The sequence below is a fragment of the Geodermatophilus sp. Leaf369 genome (genome assembly GCF_001424455.1).
In the GTDB taxonomy this organism is placed as follows: domain Bacteria; phylum Actinomycetota; class Actinomycetes; order Mycobacteriales; family Geodermatophilaceae; genus Klenkia.
This window is the reverse complement of sequence record NZ_LMQA01000001.1, coordinates 973,820-992,483: the sequence shown is the minus strand read 5'-3', so window position 1 is coordinate 992,483 and position 18,664 is coordinate 973,820. Positions and strand designations below refer to the sequence as shown.

Genomic DNA, 18,664 nt, shown 5'->3' with positions numbered 1-18,664 from the left:
GGTCAGGCCCCGTAGACCGTGCGGTTGCCGTCGGTGTCCTTGGCCAACCGGCGGGTCAACCACAGACCCTCGAGGGCGAACTCCACGGCGGCAGCGGCCTGTTCGGCGGACTCCTCGCCCTCGGGCACCCCGACCCGGCCGAGCAGCTGGGCCAGGTTGGGGACGGTGCCCACCTGGCCCATCAGCTCCGGTGCGGACACCAGGTCGCCGGACTCCACGACCTCGCCGCCGGTGAAGTGCTCCTGCAGCCCGGTGAGGTCCAGCCCGCCACAGCGGGCCCGGAAGGTCTGCGCGGTGGCCTGCCGCAGCAGGTGCTCCAGCACCTCCAGCTCCCGCTCGTCCTCGGGGTCGGAGCTGGCGTCGGCGAACTCGACCTTGCCGCGGCTGGCCGGCACCACGCTGGGCAGGTCCACCACCCGGGCGACCGGGCGGGTCTCCCCGGCCACGGCGGCCCGGCGGACGGCGGAGGCGGCGATGGTCTCCAGGCCGGCGATGGCGAACCGGGCGCTGACGCCCGAGCGCTGGTCGACGTGGCTGGACTCGCGGACCAAGCGGGTGAAGCGGGCCATGATCTCGACCAGGTGCTCGGGCACGACCGGGGCGTCCAGCCCCGCACCGCCCAGGCCCCAGGAGGTGTTGGCCTCCTGGTGCAGCAGCCGGACCTCGTCGGCGAGCTCGATCGGGTAGTGCGTGCGGACCTCGGCACCGAACCGGTCCTTGAGCGGGGTGATGATCCGCCCGCGGTTGGTGTAGTCCTCCGGGTTGGCCGAGGCGACCAGCAGCAGGTCCAGCGGCAGCCGGACCCGGTAGCCGCGGATCTGGATGTCGCGCTCCTCGAGCACGTTGAGCAGGGCCACCTGGATGCGCTCGGCGAGGTCGGGCAGCTCGTTGATGCTGAAGATCCCCCGGTTGGTGCGGGGGACCAGGCCGTAGTGCACGGTCTCCGGGTCGCCCAGGGTGCGGCCTTCGGCGACCTTGATCGGGTCGACGTCGCCGATCAGGTCGCCGACGCTCGTGTCGGGGGTGGCCAGCTTCTCCCCGAACCGGTCGCTGCGGTGCAGCCAGCCGACCGGGGTGGCGTCGCCGTGCTCGGCGACCTGGCGCAGGCCCCACACGCTGACCGGGGCCAGCGGGTGCTCGTTGAGCTCGCTGCCGACCAGCACGGGGGTCCACTCGTCGAGCAGGCCCACCAGCGTGCGGATGAGGCGGGTCTTGCCCTGGCCGCGCTCGCCGAGCAGGACCAGGTCGTGCCCGGCGATGAGGGCGCGCTCGACCTCGGGCACGACGGTGTCCTCGAACCCGACGATGCCGGGGAGGGAGGGCTCGCCGGCGGCGAGCCGGGCGAGCAGGTTGGCGCGGATCTCGGCCTTGACGCCGACAGGGGTGGCTCCGCTGTCGCGGAGCTCGCCCAGGGTGGTGGGAGCAGGGGCGTTCTGCAGTGCGGCGTCCGTCACCTCGTCCACGGTACGACGGGGGTGTGACATCCGGGAGGCGTCGGCCTGACCGTGCACCGCAGCGGTGCCTGTCAGGATCGGGGCGTGACCGAACCCGCGGTACCCCTCGTCTCCGGCGCCGACGTCGAGTCCGCCGCCCGGCTGCTGGCCGGGGTCGTCCGGCGCACCCCGCTGGAGCACTCCCGCGCGCTGGCCGAGCGGGTCGGGGGTCCGGTCTGGCTCAAGTGCGAGAACCTGCAGCGCACCGGCTCGTTCAAGATCCGCGGCGCCTACACCCGGATCGCGCGGCTCACCGACGCCGAACGGGCCCGGGGCGTGGTGGCCGCCAGCGCCGGCAACCACGCGCAGGGGGTCGCCCTGGCCGCCCGCGAGCTGGGCGCCGAGGCCACCGTCTTCATGCCCGAGACGGCCCCGCTGCCCAAGCTGGCCGCCACCCGGGGGTACGGCGCCGCCGTGCACCAGCTGGGCGACTCGCTGACCGAGCCGCTGGTGGCCGCCCGGGCCTTCGCCGAGGAGACCGGCTCGGTGTTCATCCACCCGTTCGACCACCCCGACGTCATCGCCGGTCAGGGCACCGTCGGGCTGGAGATCGTGGAGCAGTGTCCCGAGGTGGCCACGGTCGTGGTCTGCACCGGCGGCGGGGGGCTGGTGTCGGGCATCGCAGCGGCCGTGAAGGCAGCCCGTCCCGACGTCCGGGTGGTGGCGGTGCAGGCGGCGGCTGCAGCGGCGTTCCCGGCCTCGCTGGCCGCCGGGGTCCCGGTGCCCCTGACGGCGATGACCACCATGGCCGACGGGATCGCCGTCGCGGCCCCGGGCGACCTGACGCTCGCGCACGTCGCGGGGCTGGTCGACGAGGTCCGCACGGTCACCGAGGCGCAGTTGTCCCGGGCGCTGCTGTTCTGCCTGGAGCGGGCCAAGCTCGTCGTCGAGCCCGCCGGGGTGGCGGCGGTGGCCGCCGTGCTCGCCGACCCCGGGGCGTTCCGGGCGCCGGTGGTGGCGGTGGTGTCCGGCGGCAACATCGACCCGGTGCTGATGCTCAAGGTCGTCCAGCACGGCATGGCCGCCGCCCAGCGGTACCTCTCGCTGCGGGTCCGGGTGCCCGACCGGCCGGGCTCGCTGGCCGCGCTGCTGCGCGAGCTGGCGGCGGTGTCGGCCAACGTGCTGTCGGTGGAGCACGAACGGACGACGGCGCAGCTGGACCTGGGGGACGTGGAGATCGCGGTGGTCCTGGAGACCCGGGGTCCCGACCACGCCCAGGAGGTCGTGGCCGCCCTCGGGCGGGCCGGCTACACCGTCGCGGGCGGCTGAGCGCCCCGGCACCGATGAGTCTGCCGGGTCCGGCGGGTCTCCACCCCGAGAGCACCCCGTACGGGGGTGCCCGAGCGTGAGGACGTCGTCGTGCACCCGTTCTGTCGGTACCCCGTCCTACGGTGCACAGCATGAGCACAGCCACCGGTGGCAACGCCGTCGTCGTCGAGGGCCTGGTCAAGCGGTTCGGTGACTTCACCGCCCTCGACGGGGTCGACCTCACCGTCCCGGAGGGCAGCGTGCTGGGCCTGCTCGGCCCCAACGGCGCGGGCAAGACCACCGTGGTGCGCATCCTGTCCACGCTGCTGCAGGCCGACGCCGGCCGGGCCACCGTCGCGGGGCTCGACGTGGCCACGCAGGCCGCCCAGGTGCGCGGGGTGATCGGGCTGACCGGGCAGTACGCCGCGGTCGACGAGTACCTCACCGGGGAGGAGAACCTGGAGATGGTGGGGCGGCTCTACCGGCTGGGCAAGAAGGAGGCCCGGTCCCGGGCGACCGCCCTGCTGGACCGCTTCGACCTGTCCGAGGCCGCGCGCCGCCCGGCCAAGACCTACTCCGGGGGCATGCGGCGCCGGCTGGACATCGCCGCCAGCCTCATCGCCCGGCCCCGGGTGCTCTTCCTCGACGAGCCCACCACCGGGCTGGACCCGCGCAGCCGGCTGGGCATGTGGGAGTTCATCGCCGACCTGGTCAGCGACGGGACGACCATCCTGCTCACCACCCAGTACCTCGAGGAGGCCGACCGCCTCGCCGACGCGATGGTGGTCATCGACCGGGGCAGGGTCATCGCCCGCGGCACCGCCGACGAGCTCAAGGCCCAGGTGGGTGGCGAGCGGCTGGAGCTGACCGCCGGTTCGGTCGAGGGCCTGGCCCGGGCCGCCGAGCTGCTGCGGCCGCTGGCCCTGGAGGAACCACGGCAGGACACCCAGACCCGCCGGCTCACCCTCCCGGTCACCGGGGGCGCCGCGACCCTGGCCGACGCGCTGCGCCGGCTGGAGGGCAGCGGGGTGGAGGTGCTCGACGTCGGCCTGCGCCGGCCCGACCTCGACGACGTGTTCCTCACCCTCACCGGCCGTTCCGCCGAGGACGCCGAGCCCGGCACCGAGAAGCAGGAGACCCCCCGATGAGCTCCCTGTCGCACACCGTCTCCGACAGCCTGGTCATCACCCGCCGCAACCTCATCAAGGTCAAGCGGGTGCCCGACCTGATCGTGTTCGCGACGTTGTCGCCGATCATGTTCGTGCTGCTGTTCCGCTACGTCTTCGGTGGCGCGATCAACCTGCCCGACGGCATCACCTACGCCGAGTTCCTGCTGCCCGGGATCTTCGCCCAGACCGTGGTCTTCGGGTCCACGACCACCGGGGCGAGCATCGCCGAGGACCTGCAGAAGGGGCTCATCGACCGGTTCCGGTCGCTGCCGATGTCCCGCGCGGCGGTGCTCATCGGGCGCACGGTGGCCGACCTGGGGCTCAACGCCATCTCGATCGTGGTCATGGCGCTCACCGGGCTCGTGGTGGGCTGGCGGATCACCAGCTCGGTGCCCGAGGCCATCGGCGGGTTCCTGCTGCTCCTGCTCTTCGCCTTCGCGGTCAGCTGGATGATGGCGCTGGTCGGGCTGCTGGTGCGCACCCCCGAGGTGGTCAACAACGCCAGCTTCATCGTGATCTTCCCGTTGACGTTCGTGGCCAACACGTTCGTCCCGCTGGAGAGCTTCCCGTCGGTGCTGCGCACCTTCGCCGAGTGGAACCCGGTCTCCTCGGTGGTGCAGGCCGCGCGCGAGCTCTTCGGCAACCAGCCCGCCAGCGCTCCCGTGCCCGACGCCTGGGCGCTGCAGAACCCGGTGCTCTACACCGTCATCTGGGCCGCGGTGATCCTCGCGGTGTTCGTCCCGCTGGCCGTGCGCGCCTACCTGAAGACGTCCACCCGGTGAGCGCCGGCGGGGCCGACGATGATGGGCGGCGATGACTGACCAGCCGACCTCCGCCCTGTCCGTGGACAACCCGCTCGCGCAGCCCTCGACGCTGCCGCACGGGCTCCCGCCCTTCGCCGACCTGACCCTGGAGCACTGCCGCGAGGCGCTGCTGGCCGGGATGGCCGAGCAGCGCGCCGAGGTGCAGGCGATCACCGCCCGCGAGGGGGAGCCGACGTTCGAGGACACCGTGGTCGCCCTGGAGCGGTCCGGTGCGCTGCTCGACCGGGCCCGGGCGGTCTTCTACGCCCTGGCGTCCTCGAACTCCTCCGACCGGCTGCGGGAGATCGAGCGGGAGATCGCCCCGCTGGCCGCTGCGCACTCCGACGCCCTGCGGCTGGACCCGGCGTTGTTCGCCCGGATCGACGCGGTGCACCGTGCGGTGGCCGCGGGCGGGCACGACCTGGACGCCGAGTCCGTCCGGCTCGTGGAGCGCTACCACCTGGACTTCGTGCTCGCCGGTGCGCAGCTGGACGAGACCGGCCGCGACGAGCTGCGGGCGCTGAACCTGCGCCTGTCGGAGCTGTCCACCACGTTCGGGCAGAACCTGGTGGTCGCCACCGAGGCCGCGGCCGTGCTCGTCGAGGACGCCGGTCAGCTGGCCGGCCTCAGCGACGCCGAGGTCGAGGCCGCTGCGGTGGCGGCCGCCGAGCGTGGCCGGGAGGGCTTCCTGCTCACCCTGGTGCTGCCCAGCGGCCAGCCGGCGATGGCCAAGCTGCGCGACCGGGAGCTGCGCCGCCGGCTGCACGAGGCGTCCATCGGGCGGGCGTCCTCCGGGGAGCACGACAACGGCCCGGTCGCCGCCGAGATCGCCCACCTGCGGGCGCTGCGGGCCCGGTTGCTGGGCTTCCCCACCCACGCCGACCTGATCGCCGCCGACCAGACCGCCAAGACCTCGGCCGCCGTCGACGAGCTGCTCGGCACGCTGGTGCCCCCGGCCGTGGCCAACGCCCGGGCCGAGGGAGAGGTGCTGGCCGAGCTGGCGGCCGCCGACGGGGTCGAGCTCGCCGCGTGGGACTGGGCCTTCTACTCCGAGCGGATCCGGGCCGAGCGGTACGCGGTGGACAGCGCGGCGTTGCGGCCGTGGTTCGAGCTGGACCGGGTGCTCGTCGACGGTGTCTTCCACGCCGCCCGGCTGCTCTACGGGTACTCCTTCACCCCCCGCCCCGACCTGCGGGCCTACCACCCCGACGTCCGGGTCTGGGAGGTCACCGACGCCGTCGGCGAGCAGGTCGGCCTCTACCTGGGCGACTTCTTCGCCCGTGACGGCAAGCGCGGCGGGGCCTGGATGAGCTCCTTCGTCAGCCAGTCGGCGCTGCTGGGCACGACCCCGGTGGTCTTCAACGTCCTCAACGTCACCCGGGCCGCCGCCGGTCAGCCCACCCTGCTGACCCTCGACGAGGTCACCACGCTCTTCCACGAGTTCGGCCACACCCTGCACGGGCTGAGCTCGGCGGTCACCTACCCGCGCTTCAGCGGGACCAGCGTGCCGCGGGACTTCGTGGAGTTCCCCAGCCAGGTCAACGAGATGTGGGCGCTGTGGCCCGAGGTCCTCGACCACTACGCCCGGCACACCGAGACCGACGAGCCGCTGGGCCGCGAGGTGCTCACCGCGATCGAGGCGGCGTCGCTGTGGGGCGAGGGGCAGGGCACGCTGGAGTACCTGGCCGCGACCCTGCTCGACCAGGCCTGGCACCGGATCGGCCCGGACACCGTGGTCGAGGACCCGCAGGCGTTCGAGACCGCCGCACTCGAGGCCGCCGGGGTGGCCTCGGACCTGGTGCCCCCGCGCTACCGCACCACGTACTTCCAGCACGTCTTCGCCGGCGGCTACTCAGCCGGGTACTACTCCTACATCTGGTCCGAGGTGCTCGACGCCGACACCGTCGAGTGGTTCAAGGCCAACGGCGGGCTCACCCGGGCCAACGGGGACGCGTTCCGCACCAAGCTGCTGGCCCGTGGCGGCTCGGTCGACCCGCTGGGCGCCTTCCGCGACGTCGTCGGCCGGGACGCCGACACCGGCCCGCTGCTGCGCCGCCGCGGGCTGGACCGGGCCGCGCAGGTCTGAGCGGCCCCGGATCCGAGCCGCCCGGGTGCGGGCGGCTCAGATCCAGGGCAGCGACAGCACCAGGTCCAGGTCGTCGGGTGAGGCGCCGTCCCGGACGAGCCGGTTGGGCTGGTGGTGGCCGCAGGCCGTGCACCGGTGCACCACCTGCCAGCCCTTCCCCGACTTCTCCACCAGCCCGATCGGCTCCATCAGCTGCCGGCACTCCGACGCCCGGTCGCCCGGCAGGTCGTCGACGTGCAGCGACCACAGGCAGAACGGGCAGTGGTTGCGGTAGTGGCCGTCGGTGTTGGCCGGGACCAGCACCGTGCAGTGTCCGCACACGAAGTCGGTGTTCTCCGCCCGGCGTGACCGGGCCCGGGGAGGTGCCACCGGGCTCAGGGGACGAAGGGCTCGACGGCCAGCACCTTCACGGTGATGTCCTTGCCGTTGGGCGCCTGGTAGGTGACCGTCGCGCCCGGGGAGGCACCGAGGATGGCCGAGCCCAGGGCGGACTCCGGCGAGTAGACCGAGACCCCGGTGGTCCCGGCGATCTCCCGGGAGCCCAGCAGGAACTTCTCGGTGTCGTCCTCGTCGCCGTCGAAGGCGATGGTGATGACGGTGCCCACCGCGGCGTCGGTCGCGGTCGTCGGCGGCTCGCCGACCCGGGCCTTGCGCAGCAGGTCGGTCAGCTGGCGGATCCGGCCCTCCTGCTTGCCCTGCTCGTCCTTGGCGGCGTGGTAGCCGCCGTTCTCCTTGAGGTCGCCCTCCTCGCGGCGGGCGTTGATCTCGGCGGCCATCGCGGTGCGTCCGGCGATGAGCCCGTCGAGTTCGCCCTTGAGCCGGTCGTGGGCCTCCTGGGTCAGCCAGACGCCCTGGTCCTGCTCGTCAGTCGTGGACACGATGAGACGGCTCCTGTAACTCGAAGAGCCGCCCCCCGATCAGGGAGCGGCCGCGTGATCGGCCAACCTAACACCGGGGACGCCGGTACCGCACGCACGGCGCCCCGTTGCGAGACCGGTCGGGCTCCGAGGGGGTGTGGGCGGGGTCGCCGTCGTCCGCCCGCGGCTGGTGGGACCATAGGGGCGTGACGGACCCGGACCAGCTGCGCCTGCTCGCGGTGCACGCCCACCCTGACGACGAGTCCAGCAAGGGCGCGGCCACCATGGCCAAGTACGTGGCCGAGGGCGTCGACGTCCTCGTCGCCACCTGTACCGGTGGTGAGCGCGGCTCGGTGCTGAACCCGGCCATGGACCGCCCCGAGGTCTGGGAGCGGCTCCCGCAGATCCGCTCCGAGGAGATGGCCGCGGCCCGCGAGGTCCTCGGCGTCGGCCAGGAGTGGCTGGGTTTCGTGGACTCCGGGCTGCCCGAGGGCGACCCGCTCCCGCCGCTGCCCGAGGGCTGCTTCGCCCTGGTGCCCGTCGAGGAGGCCGCCGCCCCCCTGGTCGCGCTGATCCGCCGGTTCAAGCCGCAGGTGGTCACCACCTACGACGAGCGTGGCGGCTACCCGCACCCCGACCACATCAAGACCCACGAGATCTCGGTGCTGGCCTTCGAGGCCGCCGGTGACCCCGACCGCTACCCCGAGCTGGGTGAGCCGTGGCAGCCGAGCAAGCTCTACTACCACATGAGCTTCACCTTCCCCCGGACGACGGCGCTGCACGAGGCGCTGCTGGCCGCCGGTCTGGAGTCCCCCTACGGCGAGATGCTGGAGAAGTGGGACCCGGCCAAGGACATCTCGCACCGGGTGACAACCAAGGTGCCGTGCGATGAGTACTTCGAGCAGCGCGACCGTGCCCTGATCGCGCACGCCACCCAGATCGACCCGACCGGGCGCTGGTTCTCCACCCCGATGGAGCTGCAGCGCGCCACGTGGCCCACCGAGGACTACGAGCTGGCCCGCTCCCTGGTCGACAGCCCCACCCCCGAGGACGACCTGTTCGCCGGGATCCGCAGCGAGGTGGGGGTCCGATGACCGGCGCGATGCTGGTGCTGGCGGCGAACGAGCAGCTCCCCGAGGACGTCGGCAAGTCCGGCCCGTTCGGCCTGCTGCTGGTGGTCGTGCTGCTGGTCGCGATCCTGCTGCTGGGCCGCTCCATGGGCAAGCACCTGAAGAAGCTGCCGCGCAGCTTCGACCCCGAGGACGCCCCGGTCGTCGTCCCGGACGACGCCTCGGAGCTCTTCGAGCAGCGCCGCCCGGGCGAGGAGCTGCTGGAGACCCTGCGTCGTCAGCCGCTGGCCATCGAGCCGCCGCGCGCCGAGGACCCCGACGAGGGACCCCGCACCACCTCCTGAGGCAGTCCGGCACGCGGTGTCCGATGATCTCGGCGTGGCACAGCCGGAGCACAGCAGCAGCCCCCGCGACGACGACCGGCCCCCGGGCTTCGGTCGGGCCGGCACCCGGGTGCTGGAGTTCGCCGAGAACGTGGTCTACGCGGGGATCGCGTTGTTCCTCGTCGTCATCGCGCTGGTGCTGCTCGCCCTGGCCGGGAAGACCACGTACTCGCTGCTGAGCGACTTCTCGCAGACGCCGGTGCTCGAGCTCCTCGACGTCCTGCTGCTGGTGTTCATCGTGGTCGAGCTGCTGTTCGCCGTCCGGACGACGGTGGAGAAGCGCGAGCTGATCGCCGAGCCGTTCCTGCTGGTCGGGATCATCGCCTCGATCAAGGAGATCGTGGTGCTCAGCGTCGAGGCGGCGTCCGTGGTCGGCAAGGACGGGTTCGCCGACCGGATGGTGGTCATCGGCGTCCTCGGGGTGCTCGTCCTGCTGCTGGGCATCACCAGCCTGTTGCTGCGGCGCAAAGAGCGGGAGCCCGACGAGGGGCAGAACGCCCCCGCCGACCCGGAGACCGCCGACGCCGGCTGACCCTCACCCCGAGCTGCAGACGCCGGTTCGCCCAGAGCGCACGAAGGGGGCTTCTCGTCGGTTGATTACAGGATTACGGTGATGCACATCGTGACCTGAGGAGGCACCGTGTTCCCCCACCACCGTTCCGCGAGAGGCCCCGGCCGCGGCCGGGGCGCCGACACCGCCCCACCCGTGGACCGCACCGAGGTCGCCGGCTGGTTCGCCGGCCGACTGCCCGACGACTGGTTCACCGGCCCGGTCGAGCTGCAGGTCGACCGGGACGAGATCACCGTGGTGGGCGCCGTCCCCACCCCCGACGCCGGGGAGGGTGACCCGGCGGCCGCGCAGGCCGGCCGGATCGCCCGCTTCCGCGAGCAGACCCGCGAGCAGCGGATGGCGATCGCCGACGCCGCGCAGGCCCGGTACGGCCGCTCGGTCGCGTGGGGGGCCAGCTGCGGGGACACCCGGGAGCTGTTCACCACGCTCTCGGTCCCGGTGATGACCCGGCTGCGCCAGCCCGAGCGGCAGGTGCTCGACACCCTGGTCGACGCCGGGGTCGCCCGCTCCCGCTCCGAGGCGCTGGCCTGGTCGGTGCGGCTGGTCGGTGAGCACACCGAGGAGTGGCTGACCGAGCTCCGCCGCGCCATGGAGAGCGTCGAGGAGGTCCGCGGCCGCGGTCCCGCGGTGGGCTGAGCACCCGCAGGGGTGCCAGGGTGGTCGCCGTGAGCGACCCCCTGGCACTGCTGCGTCGGGCCTACGGCGACCTCGGCGGAGTGCTCGCGGAGCTGACGCCCGACCAGGCGTGGACGCCGACCGGCTGTCGGGGGTGGGCCGTGCTCGACCTGGTGCAGCACCTCCTCCACGACGCCCGGCGCGGCCTCGTCGCGCTGTGCACGCCCGCCACCGGGCCGGCGGACACCGACGCCGTGGAGTACTGGCGGGCCTGGCAGCCCGAGCCCGGGGACGGCGGGGTGTGGCGCACCCGGGTGGTCGCCAGCGCCGCGGAGGGACTCGCGGACCTGGTCGGCACCTACGCGGGGACGACGGCGGCCGTGCTCGTCGCCGCGACCCGGGTCGACGCGACCGACCTGGTCGCCACCCAGGGCCACGTGCTCCCCGTCGCCGACCTGTTGTCCAGCCTCGTGGTCGAGACCGCCGTCCACCACCTGGACGCCGTGGCCCACCTCGACCGGCCCGGCCCCGCCGACGGCCCGCTGGCCGAGGTCCGCCGCGTGCTGGTGGGCCTGCACGGCGGAGTCCTGCCGGAGCGCTGGGACGACCGGACGGCGGCGCTGCGGGGGACCGGCCGGGCCCCGCTCACCGACGCCGACCGGGCCGACCTCGGTGCCGCTGCCGGGCGGTTCCCGCTGTTCGGCTGAACCGCCTGCACACCAGGGACACTGGGGTGGTGACGACCCCCGAGAGCACCGACGTCCTGGTGGTGGGCGCCGGCCCGGCCGGCTCCGCCGCCGCGGCCTGGGCCGCCCGCGCCGGACACGACGTGGTGCTGGCCGACGCCGCGGTGTTCCCCCGCGACAAGACCTGCGGTGACGGACTGACCCCCCGGGCCATCGCCGAGCTCGACCACCTCGGCCTGGGGGACTGGGTGCGCTCGCACGGCACCAACAAGGGCCTGCGCGCGGCGGGCTTCGGCCAGGAGCTGCTGCTGCCGTGGCCCGGGGGAGCGCTGCCCGACCACGGGGGCGCCGTCCCGCGCACCGAGCTGGACGCCCGGATCCGGCAGGTCGCCCTCGACGACGGGGCCCTCGGTGTCGAGGACGCCCGTGCCGTCGACGTGCACCGGGACGGCGACCGGGTCACCGCCGTGGACTTCACCCGCGGCGACGGCTCGGTGAGCACCGTGCGCTGCCGCCGGCTCGTCGTCGCCGACGGGGTCCGGTCCCCGCTGGGCCGGGTGCTCGGCCGCGAGTGGCACCGGGAGACCGCCTACGGCGTCGCCGCCCGCGGCTACGTGACCAGCGGCCGCAGCGACGACCCGTGGATCTCCAGCCACCTGGAGCTGCGTGGCACCCAGGGCGAGCTGCTGTCCGGGTACGGCTGGGTCTTCCCGCTGTCCTCGGGCGAGGTGAACATCGGCGTCGGCACGCTGGCCACGGCCAAGCGCCCGGCCGGGGTGCAGCTCAAGCCGCTGCTGGACTTCTACGCCGAGCAGCGTCGTGCGGAGTGGCAGCTGTCCGGCGACGTGCGGGCCAAGGCCTCGGCGCTGCTGCCGATGGGGGGCGCCGTCTCCGGGGTGGCCGGGCGCAACTGGGCGCTGATCGGGGACGCCGCGGGGTGCGTGAACCCGCTCAACGGCGAGGGGATCGACTACGGCATGGAGACCGGTCGCACCCTGGCCGGGCTGCTCGACGAGGACGACTGGACGCTGGCGTGGCCGGCGACCCTGCGCCGGCACTACGGGGAGGCGTTCAGCATCGCCCGCCGGCTCGCCGGGTTGCTGACCGTGCCGCGGCTGCTGCCGGCGGCCGGCCCGGTGGGCATGCGCTCGCGGGCGCTGATGACCGTCGCGCTGCGGGTGATGGGCAACCTGGTCACCGAGTCCGACCGCGACGTCACCGCCCGGGCCTGGCGGCTGGCCGGTCGGCTCAGCGTGCGGCTCGACGAGCGCCCGCCGTTCCCGGCTGCGGACCTGCGCGCCGCCTGACCCGACGCGCCGGTGTTCTCCGTCCCGGGGTAGTGCGCACTGCGCGGTACTGTCCCGCCCGTGGACACCACGCAACTGCTCAAGGGGGTGCTCGACCTCGCCGTGCTCGCTGTGCTCGACGGTGCGGACGGGTACGGCTACGACGTCGTCCGTCGGCTGCGTGCCGGCGGGCTGGAGGACGTCGGTGACGCCTCGGTCTACGGGACGCTGCGCCGGCTGTACAGCGCCGGGCACCTGACGTCCTACGTCGTCCCCTCGGTGGAGGGCCCGCACCGCAAGTACTACGGCCTCAACGCCTCCGGGCGGGCCCAGCTGGAGACCTCGACCAAGACCTGGTCGGGGTTCGCGGACACGATGGCGGCGCTGCTCGCCGGGCAGGTGGCGGCATGACGACGGCCCAGCAGACCGACCCCGAGGTCGCGGCCTACGCCCGGCAGGTCCGCGAGGCCCTCGCCGACGTCCCGCCGGCCCGGGTGGAGGAGCTGCTCGAGGACCTGGAGGAGCACCTCGTCGAGGTCGCCTCGGAGACCCCGGGCCCGCTGACCGACCGGCTGGGACCGGCGGCGGAGTACGCGGCCGAGCTGCGCCGCGCCGCCGGCCTGCCCGAGGGCCCGGCCCCGGAGACCGCCGTGCTCGACGGCTGGCGCTGGGACCTGCAGCGGTACCGGGCCCGCTGGGCCGACCACCCGGCCGTGGTCCAGGCCCGGGAGTTCCTGCCCGAGCTGCGTCCGGCCTGGTGGGTGCTGCGCGGGTGGGCGGCCGTGGCGGCCGTCGGGGTCGTCTTCCTGGGGGCCGGGGTCTCCCTGCTGCCCACCCTGGGTGTCGGCGTCCTCGGCTGGCTCATCACGGGGGCGGCCGTGGTCCTCTCCGTGCGGCAGGGCCTGCGGGACCGGGTCGCGGCCCGCCCGCTGAGCCACCGGGCGGCCGCGGTGAACCTGGTGCTGGCGGTCTGCACGCTCATCGCCCTGGTCGGGCTGGTCTCGCGGTCGGCCGAGGCCGCCTACCCCGAGCCCGCGTCCTACGACTCGGGTCCGAGCACGCTGGTCCACGAGGACGGCACGCCGATCACCAACATCGTCCCGTACGGCTCCGACGGCGAACCGCTCACCGGGGTGCTGCTCTACGACCAGGACGGTCGGCCGATCGAGGACCTCAGCACCTACGACGACCAGGGCCAGGAGATCGCCCCGCTCGAGGAGGTCGCACCCCAGCCGGGCAACGCCTTCCCGCAGCAGCAGGGCGTGGTCGTCTACGACGAGTACGGCAACCGGTCGGTGGAGCCGGTCCTGCCGCCGGGGGTCGTCGGTCCCTAGACGAAGGGGGAGTTGTAGATGGCGAACCACACGGCGATGTAGTGGCAGGCGGCCGCCACGATCGTCATGGCGTGGAACACCTCGTGGTAGCCGAAGGTGCCCGGCCACGGGTTGGGCTTCTTGATCGCGTAGGCCACCGCGCCGATCGTGTACAGCACGCCGCCGGCGGCCAGCAGCACCATCGCGGTCACGCCGGCCAGGGCGAGGATGTCGGTGAGCACGAACACCGCGACCCAGCCCAGCGCCACGTAGATGGGCACGCCGAGCCAGCGGGGTGCGGTGGGCCAAGCCAGCTTGAGGGCCACGCCGCCCAGGGCCCCGGTCCAGACGACGCCGAGGATCCACCAGTTGGTCGGGGCGTTCACCGCGAGGGCGGCGAACGGGGTGTACGTGCCGGCGATGAAGATGAAGATCATCGAGTGGTCGAGCCGCTTCATCAGCTTCCACCCGCGCGGTGACCAGCGGCGGCGGTGGTAGGCGGCGCTGATCCCGAACAGCCCGAGGATGGTCAGGCAGTAGAGGCTGACCGGGAGCCCGGCCCGGGGGCCGCCGTGCGACCAGGCCATCGGGATGAGCACGGCGCCGGCCACGACGGAACCGAAGGCCGCGAACAGGTGCAGCCAGCCCCGGGCCCGCGGGCGGGTGTCGGGGTGGTCGTAGTCGTCGTCGGCGTAGTCGGCGTCGACCCACTCGCCGGGCTGCCGGACCGACTGGACCTGCTCGCCCTCGGCCAGGACGGTGGCCACGCCCTCGCGGGCAGGTGCGGTGAGCTCGGCCCCGTCCGAGGTCACCAGGACGGCCTCGGTGGGATCGTGCGGTGCGCTCATGGGCCGAGGTTACGGTCGCGCGCGCGGGCGTGGCACCCCGTCGCGCTGTGAGGTCGCCCAGGCTCGGACCCCGGTGCCCTGCCGCTGCGCGGTGCGGAGTCCTAGGGTGGCTCTCCGTGGGGGCGCGCGAGCAGGTGCGGACGGGCCTGACGGCTCTCTACGAGCGTCGGCTGGTCCGTCGGCTGGACCGCGCCGCCGTGCCGCACCACGTCGGGGTGATCGTGGACGGCAACCGGCGCTGGGCCAAGGCCATCGGCCTCGAGGACGTCAACGACGGCCACCGCCGGGGCGCGGACAAGATCGCGGACTTCCTCGGCTGGTGCGACGAGACCGGCGTCGGCGTGGTCACCCTCTTCCTGCTGTCCACCGACAACCTCACCCGCCCGGAGCCCGAGCTCACCCCGCTGCTGCGCATCATCGAGGGGGTCGCCACCGACCTGGCCGGCCCCGGCCGCCGGTGGCAGCTGAACGCGGTCGGCGCGCTGGGCCTGCTGCCCGGCGAGACCACCACGGTGCTCAAGCAGGCCGAGGAGGACAGCCGCGGCCGCACCGGCGCGACGGTGAACCTGGCCGTCGGCTACGGGGGACGACGGGAGATCGCCGACGCGGTCCGCTCCCTGCTGGCCGAGCACTCCGCGCGGGGGACGACGCTGGACGAGCTGGTCGGCAGCCTCGACGTCGAGCACATCGCCGAGCACCTCTACACCCGCGGCCAGCCCGACCCGGACCTGGTGATCCGGACCAGCGGCGAGCAGCGGTTGAGCGGCTTCCTGCTGTGGCAGACCGCGCACTCGGAGTTCTACTTCACCGACGTCTACTGGCCGGAGTTCCGCCGGGTGGACTTCCTGCGGGCGCTGCGTGACTACGCGGCCCGGCAGCGCCGCTTCGGCGGCTGACCGCACGGGTGTGAGACTGGCCGCCATGACATCCGGCAGGGCATCCGGCGCGGTCGACGTCCCCCTCGAGTACGTCCGGCTCGGGCTGCGGTTCGACCGGCTGGAGGAGGGCTTCGTCGACGCCTACACCGGCGACCGGCGGATCCGGGCCGCCGTGCAGGCCGAACCGGCCCCCACGCCGCGGGGACTGCGCGACCAGGCCCGGGGCCTGCTGCGCGAGCTCGACGCCTCCGCCCTCCCCGCCGACCGGGCGGACTTCCTGCGCGGTCAGCTCACCGGTCTGGAGTGCACCGCCCGGAAGATGGCCGACGAGCCGGTCGGCTACGTCGAGGAGGTGCGGTCCTACTTCCAGGTCGACGTCGACCTGGGTGACCCGGCGACCTACGCCGCCGCGCACACCGAGCTCGAGGACCTGCTGCCCGGCACCGGCACCCTGGCCGAGCGGTACGCGGTGCACCGGCGCCGCGAGGAGTGCCCGCCGGCCCGGCTGGAGGAGGCGGTCCACGCGCTGTCCAGCGCGCTGCGCGACCGGGTGCGCGGGCTCTACGGGCTGCCCGAGCAGGAGACCGTGACCTACGAGGTGGTCATCGACCAGCCGTGGTCGGGCTTCAACTACTACGAGGGCGACTACCGCTCGCGGGTGGCGATCAACGCCGACCTGCCGCACCGGCTGGGGCAGCTGCCGCACCTGGTCGCCCACGAGGCCTACCCCGGCCACCACACCGAGCACTGCCGCAAGGAGCGCGGGCTGGTCGAGCGGGACAGCCACCTCGAGCACACCGTCTTCCTGGTCAACACCCCCGAGTGCCTGATGGCGGAGGGGCTGGCCGACCTCGGCGTCCAGGCCGCGATCGGCGCGGGCTGGGGACCGTGGGCAGCCGAGGTGCTCGGCGACCTGGGGCTGCGCTTCGACGGCGAGCTGTCCGAGCGGGTGTCGGCGGCGGCCGCCCCGCTGAACCGGGTGCGTCAGGACGCCGCGCTGATGCTGCACGACCGGGGTGCCGCCACCGACGACGTGCTGGCCCACCTGCAGCGCTGGTCGCTGGTGAGCCACGACCGGGCCGTGCAGCAGCTGCGCTTCCTGACCCACCCGTTGTGGCGGGCCTACATCACCACCTACGTCGAGGGCTACGACCTGCTCGCCGGCTGGCTGGCCGCCCGGCCGGACGACCTCCCGGTCGCCGACCGCTTCCTCCGGCTGCTCGACGAGCCGCTGACCCCGGCGCGGATCACCGCCGAGCTGCGTCGGTGAGGCACACCCCGGGGGAGGCGCGCGCGCTCGGGCTGTGGTCGGCGGGCTGCCTGGCCGTGTTCCTGGTCCTCGGGCTGCTGTGGGTGGGTGACCTGTCGCTGCAGTGGCCGGTCCTCGTCGTCCCCCTGGTCTGGGCGCTGGTCGCCGCCCGTCCGCGGCGAGCGGAACGCACTCGACTCGACTGACCCGCCGGGTCCATGATCACGGGCGTGATCCACGCCCGCGGGCTGTCCCGCACCTTCCGGAAGAAGCGCGGCAAGCAGTCCGCCGAGGTCCGTGCCGTCGCGGGTGTCGACCTCGACGTCGAGGCCGGGGAGATCGTCGGGTTCCTGGGCCCCAACGGGGCCGGCAAGACCACCACGATGCGGATGCTCACCACCCTGCTCGCCCCGACCGCCGGCACCGCGACGGTGGCCGGCTGCGACCTGCTCACCGACCCGGTCGGCGTCCGCCGGCGGATCGGCTACGTGTCGCAGGCAGGGTCGACCGCGCCGGAGAACCGGGCGGGGGAGGAGCTGGTCAGCCACGCCCGGCTCTACGGCGTGAGCACCGCCGAGGCCACCACCCGGGGGAAGGAGCTGTTCGCCGAGCTCGACCTGGACGGGCTGTGGGAGCGCCAGCCCAAGGCGATGTCCGGCGGACAGCGCCGCCGGCTGGACATCGCGATGGGCCTGGTGCACGTGCCCGGGCTGGTGTTCCTCGACGAGCCCACGACCGGGCTGGACCCGCAGGCACGCGCCAACCTCTGGGGCCACATCGAGGCACTGCGCCGGGACCGGGGGACGACGGTCTTCCTCACCACCCACTACCTCGACGAGGCCGACGCGCTGTGCGACCGCGTGCTGGTGATCGACAAGGGCACCATCGTCGCCTCGGGCACCCCCGACGCGCTGAAGAGCTCGGTCGGCGGGGACCTGCTGACCGTCACCGCGGCCTCCGCCGCGGAGTCCGCCGGGATCGCCGACCGGATGGCCGGGCTGCCCGGCGCCGAGGCGCCCCAGGTCGACGGCGACCGGGTCACCTGCCGGGTGCCGGCCGGCGGGTCGGTGCTGGTCGCGCTGCTGCGCGACCTGGACGCCGCCGGGATCGAGGTGGCCGGCGTGGAGAGCCGCCGACCCAGCCTGGACGACGTCTTCCTCACCGTCACCGGACGCTCGCTGCGCGACGGCGAGCACCCGACCGAGCCCGCACCCGCCGAGGAGGCGCTCCCGTGAGCACCCTGGTCCGCGACACCGGCACCGTCTTCCACCGGGCCCTGCGCACCTCGCTGCGCAACCCGGCCTGGCTGGTCATCAGCCTGCTGCAGCCGGTGCTCTACATCGTGCTGTTCGGCCCGCTGCTGGAGCCGATCGCCGGCCAGCTCGGCGGCGCGAACGCCTACCAGGTGTTCGTGCCCGGCATCCTGGTCCAGCTGGGCCTGTTCGGCACCGCGTTCGTCGGGTTCAGCCTCATCGCGGAGTACCGGGCCGGGGTCATCGAGAGCCAGCGGGTGAGCCCGGCGCCGCGGGCGGCGCTGCTGCTGGGCCGGGTGCTGCGCGACGTGCTGGTGCTCGCCGTCCAGGGCGTGGTGCTGGTGCTGGTCGCCGTCCCGTTCGGACTGGACGCCTCGGTCGGCGGGGTCGCGCTGACGATCGTGCTGGTCGCCGTCCTCGGCGGGTCGTTGGCCGCGGTGTCCTACGCGCTGGCCCTGACGCTGAAGAGCGAGGACGCCTTCGCCCCGCTGCTCAACGTGGTGCTGTTCCCGGTGCTGCTGCTGTCGGGGATCCTGCTGCCGATGACGTTGGCGCCGGGCTGGCTGCAGACGGTGTCGGACCTGGTGCCGTTCAAGCACGTCGTGGACGGCGCGCGGGCGCTGTTCGCCGGGGACTTCGGTGCCCCGGACGTCGGCTGGGGCGTGCTGTTCACCGTGCTCTTCGCGGGCTTGGGCGCCTGGTACGGGACCTCCCAGTTCCGCAAGGAATCGGGCTGAGCCGCGACACGACGGCGTGTAGCAACCTCCCGGACACCTGGCGGGCCTAGTTTCCGGGTGTCCGGGGGGCCCGTCCCGCCGGACACGGGAGGCCCGGTTGGCGCGATGCGAGTTGTCGA

At 73.9% G+C, this 18,664-nt stretch carries 21 protein-coding genes; 17 read left to right on the top strand and 4 right to left on the bottom strand.

The window, feature by feature from the left end:
- Positions 1-2: 2 nt before the first annotated feature.
- Positions 3-1,454 (bottom strand): sigma 54-interacting transcriptional regulator, encoded by a 1,452-nt coding sequence (locus ASG36_RS04985; RefSeq protein ID WP_235494584.1) that lies wholly within the window; start codon positions 1,452-1,454, stop codon positions 3-5.
- Between the two features lie 84 nt (positions 1,455-1,538).
- On the opposite strand from ASG36_RS04985, the gene ilvA reads away from it, so the two are divergent.
- The 4 genes from ilvA to ASG36_RS04965 all read left to right on the top strand — a co-directional run bounded on the left by ilvA (position 1,539) and on the right by ASG36_RS04965 (position 6,799).
- Complete coding sequence (gene ilvA / locus ASG36_RS04980) at positions 1,539-2,762, top strand: threonine ammonia-lyase (RefSeq protein WP_055760201.1); 1,224 nt, start codon at positions 1,539-1,541, stop codon at positions 2,760-2,762.
- Positions 2,763-2,893: 131 nt separating this feature from the next.
- Positions 2,894-3,889: an ATP-binding cassette domain-containing protein gene (locus ASG36_RS04975; RefSeq protein WP_055760199.1), complete on the top strand. Its 996-nt coding sequence runs from the start codon at positions 2,894-2,896 to the stop codon at positions 3,887-3,889.
- On the top strand, positions 3,886-4,692 hold the full coding sequence (locus tag ASG36_RS04970; RefSeq protein WP_055760195.1) for an ABC transporter permease: 807 nt from the start codon (positions 3,886-3,888) through the stop codon (positions 4,690-4,692). The genes ASG36_RS04975 and ASG36_RS04970 overlap by 4 nt, the downstream gene beginning before the upstream one ends.
- Before the next feature lie 31 nt (positions 4,693-4,723).
- Positions 4,724-6,799 (top strand): M3 family metallopeptidase, encoded by a 2,076-nt coding sequence (locus ASG36_RS04965; RefSeq protein ID WP_055760192.1) that lies wholly within the window; start codon positions 4,724-4,726, stop codon positions 6,797-6,799.
- A gap of 36 nt (positions 6,800-6,835) precedes the next feature.
- On the opposite strand, the gene ASG36_RS04960 is transcribed toward ASG36_RS04965, so the two are convergent.
- Positions 6,836-7,168 carry an RNHCP domain-containing protein gene (locus ASG36_RS04960; protein WP_055760189.1) on the bottom strand — a complete coding sequence of 111 codons (333 nt, stop codon included), beginning with the start codon at positions 7,166-7,168 and terminating at the stop codon, positions 6,836-6,838.
- A 5-nt stretch (positions 7,169-7,173) separates the two neighbouring features.
- Positions 7,174-7,677 (bottom strand): transcription elongation factor GreA, encoded by a 504-nt coding sequence (gene greA, locus ASG36_RS04955; RefSeq protein WP_055760187.1) that lies wholly within the window; start codon positions 7,675-7,677, stop codon positions 7,174-7,176.
- Between the two features lie 185 nt (positions 7,678-7,862).
- On the opposite strand from greA, the gene mca reads away from it, so the two are divergent.
- The 8 genes from mca (at position 7,863) to ASG36_RS22960 (ending at position 13,601) form a co-directional block, all read left to right on the top strand.
- Positions 7,863-8,750: a mycothiol conjugate amidase Mca gene (gene mca / locus ASG36_RS04950; protein WP_055760184.1), complete on the top strand. Its 888-nt coding sequence runs from the start codon at positions 7,863-7,865 to the stop codon at positions 8,748-8,750.
- Complete coding sequence (locus tag ASG36_RS04945; protein WP_055760179.1) at positions 8,747-9,070, top strand: hypothetical protein; 324 nt, start codon at positions 8,747-8,749, stop codon at positions 9,068-9,070. Before mca ends, ASG36_RS04945 begins: the two co-directional genes overlap by 4 nt.
- A 34-nt stretch (positions 9,071-9,104) precedes the next feature.
- A complete protein-coding gene (locus ASG36_RS04940; protein WP_082522787.1) occupies positions 9,105-9,641 on the top strand; it encodes a phosphate-starvation-inducible PsiE family protein in 537 nt (178 codons plus the stop codon).
- A 174-nt stretch (positions 9,642-9,815) separates the two neighbouring features.
- Positions 9,816-10,316 (top strand): hypothetical protein, encoded by a 501-nt coding sequence (locus ASG36_RS04935; protein WP_304437785.1) that lies wholly within the window; start codon positions 9,816-9,818, stop codon positions 10,314-10,316.
- A 29-nt stretch (positions 10,317-10,345) separates the two neighbouring features.
- Positions 10,346-11,002 carry a maleylpyruvate isomerase N-terminal domain-containing protein gene (locus ASG36_RS04930; protein WP_200944329.1) on the top strand — a complete coding sequence of 219 codons (657 nt, stop codon included), beginning with the start codon at positions 10,346-10,348 and terminating at the stop codon, positions 11,000-11,002.
- Between the two features lie 29 nt (positions 11,003-11,031).
- Entirely contained in the window at positions 11,032-12,288 is a 1,257-nt protein-coding gene (locus tag ASG36_RS04925; RefSeq protein WP_055762463.1) for a geranylgeranyl reductase family protein, read from the top strand.
- A gap of 60 nt (positions 12,289-12,348) precedes the next feature.
- A complete protein-coding gene (locus tag ASG36_RS04920; protein WP_055760175.1) occupies positions 12,349-12,678 on the top strand; it encodes a PadR family transcriptional regulator in 330 nt (109 codons plus the stop codon).
- On the top strand, positions 12,675-13,601 hold the full coding sequence (locus tag ASG36_RS22960; protein ID WP_055760172.1) for a hypothetical protein: 927 nt from the start codon (positions 12,675-12,677) through the stop codon (positions 13,599-13,601). Before ASG36_RS04920 ends, ASG36_RS22960 begins: the two co-directional genes overlap by 4 nt.
- Here ASG36_RS22960 and ASG36_RS04910 read toward each other — a convergent pair.
- The gene (locus tag ASG36_RS04910; protein ID WP_082522786.1) at positions 13,598-14,428 is read right to left on the bottom strand and encodes a hemolysin III family protein; all 831 of its coding nucleotides are present in this window, start codon (positions 14,426-14,428) and stop codon (positions 13,598-13,600) included. The genes ASG36_RS22960 and ASG36_RS04910 overlap by 4 nt on opposite strands.
- 116 nt (positions 14,429-14,544) lie before the next feature.
- On the opposite strand from ASG36_RS04910, the gene ASG36_RS04905 reads away from it, so the two are divergent.
- The 5 genes from ASG36_RS04905 to ASG36_RS04885 are packed head-to-tail and all read left to right on the top strand — an operon-like array spanning position 14,545 to position 18,545.
- The gene (locus tag ASG36_RS04905) at positions 14,545-15,324 is read left to right on the top strand and encodes an isoprenyl transferase (protein ID WP_055760169.1); all 780 of its coding nucleotides are present in this window, start codon (positions 14,545-14,547) and stop codon (positions 15,322-15,324) included.
- Between the two features lie 25 nt (positions 15,325-15,349).
- Complete coding sequence (locus ASG36_RS04900; protein WP_055760166.1) at positions 15,350-16,576, top strand: hypothetical protein; 1,227 nt, start codon at positions 15,350-15,352, stop codon at positions 16,574-16,576.
- On the top strand, positions 16,573-16,761 hold the full coding sequence (locus ASG36_RS04895) for a hypothetical protein (RefSeq protein WP_055760163.1): 189 nt from the start codon (positions 16,573-16,575) through the stop codon (positions 16,759-16,761). The genes ASG36_RS04900 and ASG36_RS04895 overlap by 4 nt, the downstream gene beginning before the upstream one ends.
- 24 nt (positions 16,762-16,785) lie before the next feature.
- Entirely contained in the window at positions 16,786-17,790 is a 1,005-nt protein-coding gene (locus ASG36_RS04890; protein ID WP_055762455.1) for an ATP-binding cassette domain-containing protein, read from the top strand.
- Positions 17,787-18,545: an ABC transporter permease gene (locus tag ASG36_RS04885; protein ID WP_055760160.1), complete on the top strand. Its 759-nt coding sequence runs from the start codon at positions 17,787-17,789 to the stop codon at positions 18,543-18,545. The genes ASG36_RS04890 and ASG36_RS04885 overlap by 4 nt, the downstream gene beginning before the upstream one ends.
- The last annotated feature ends 119 nt before the right edge of the window (positions 18,546-18,664 follow it).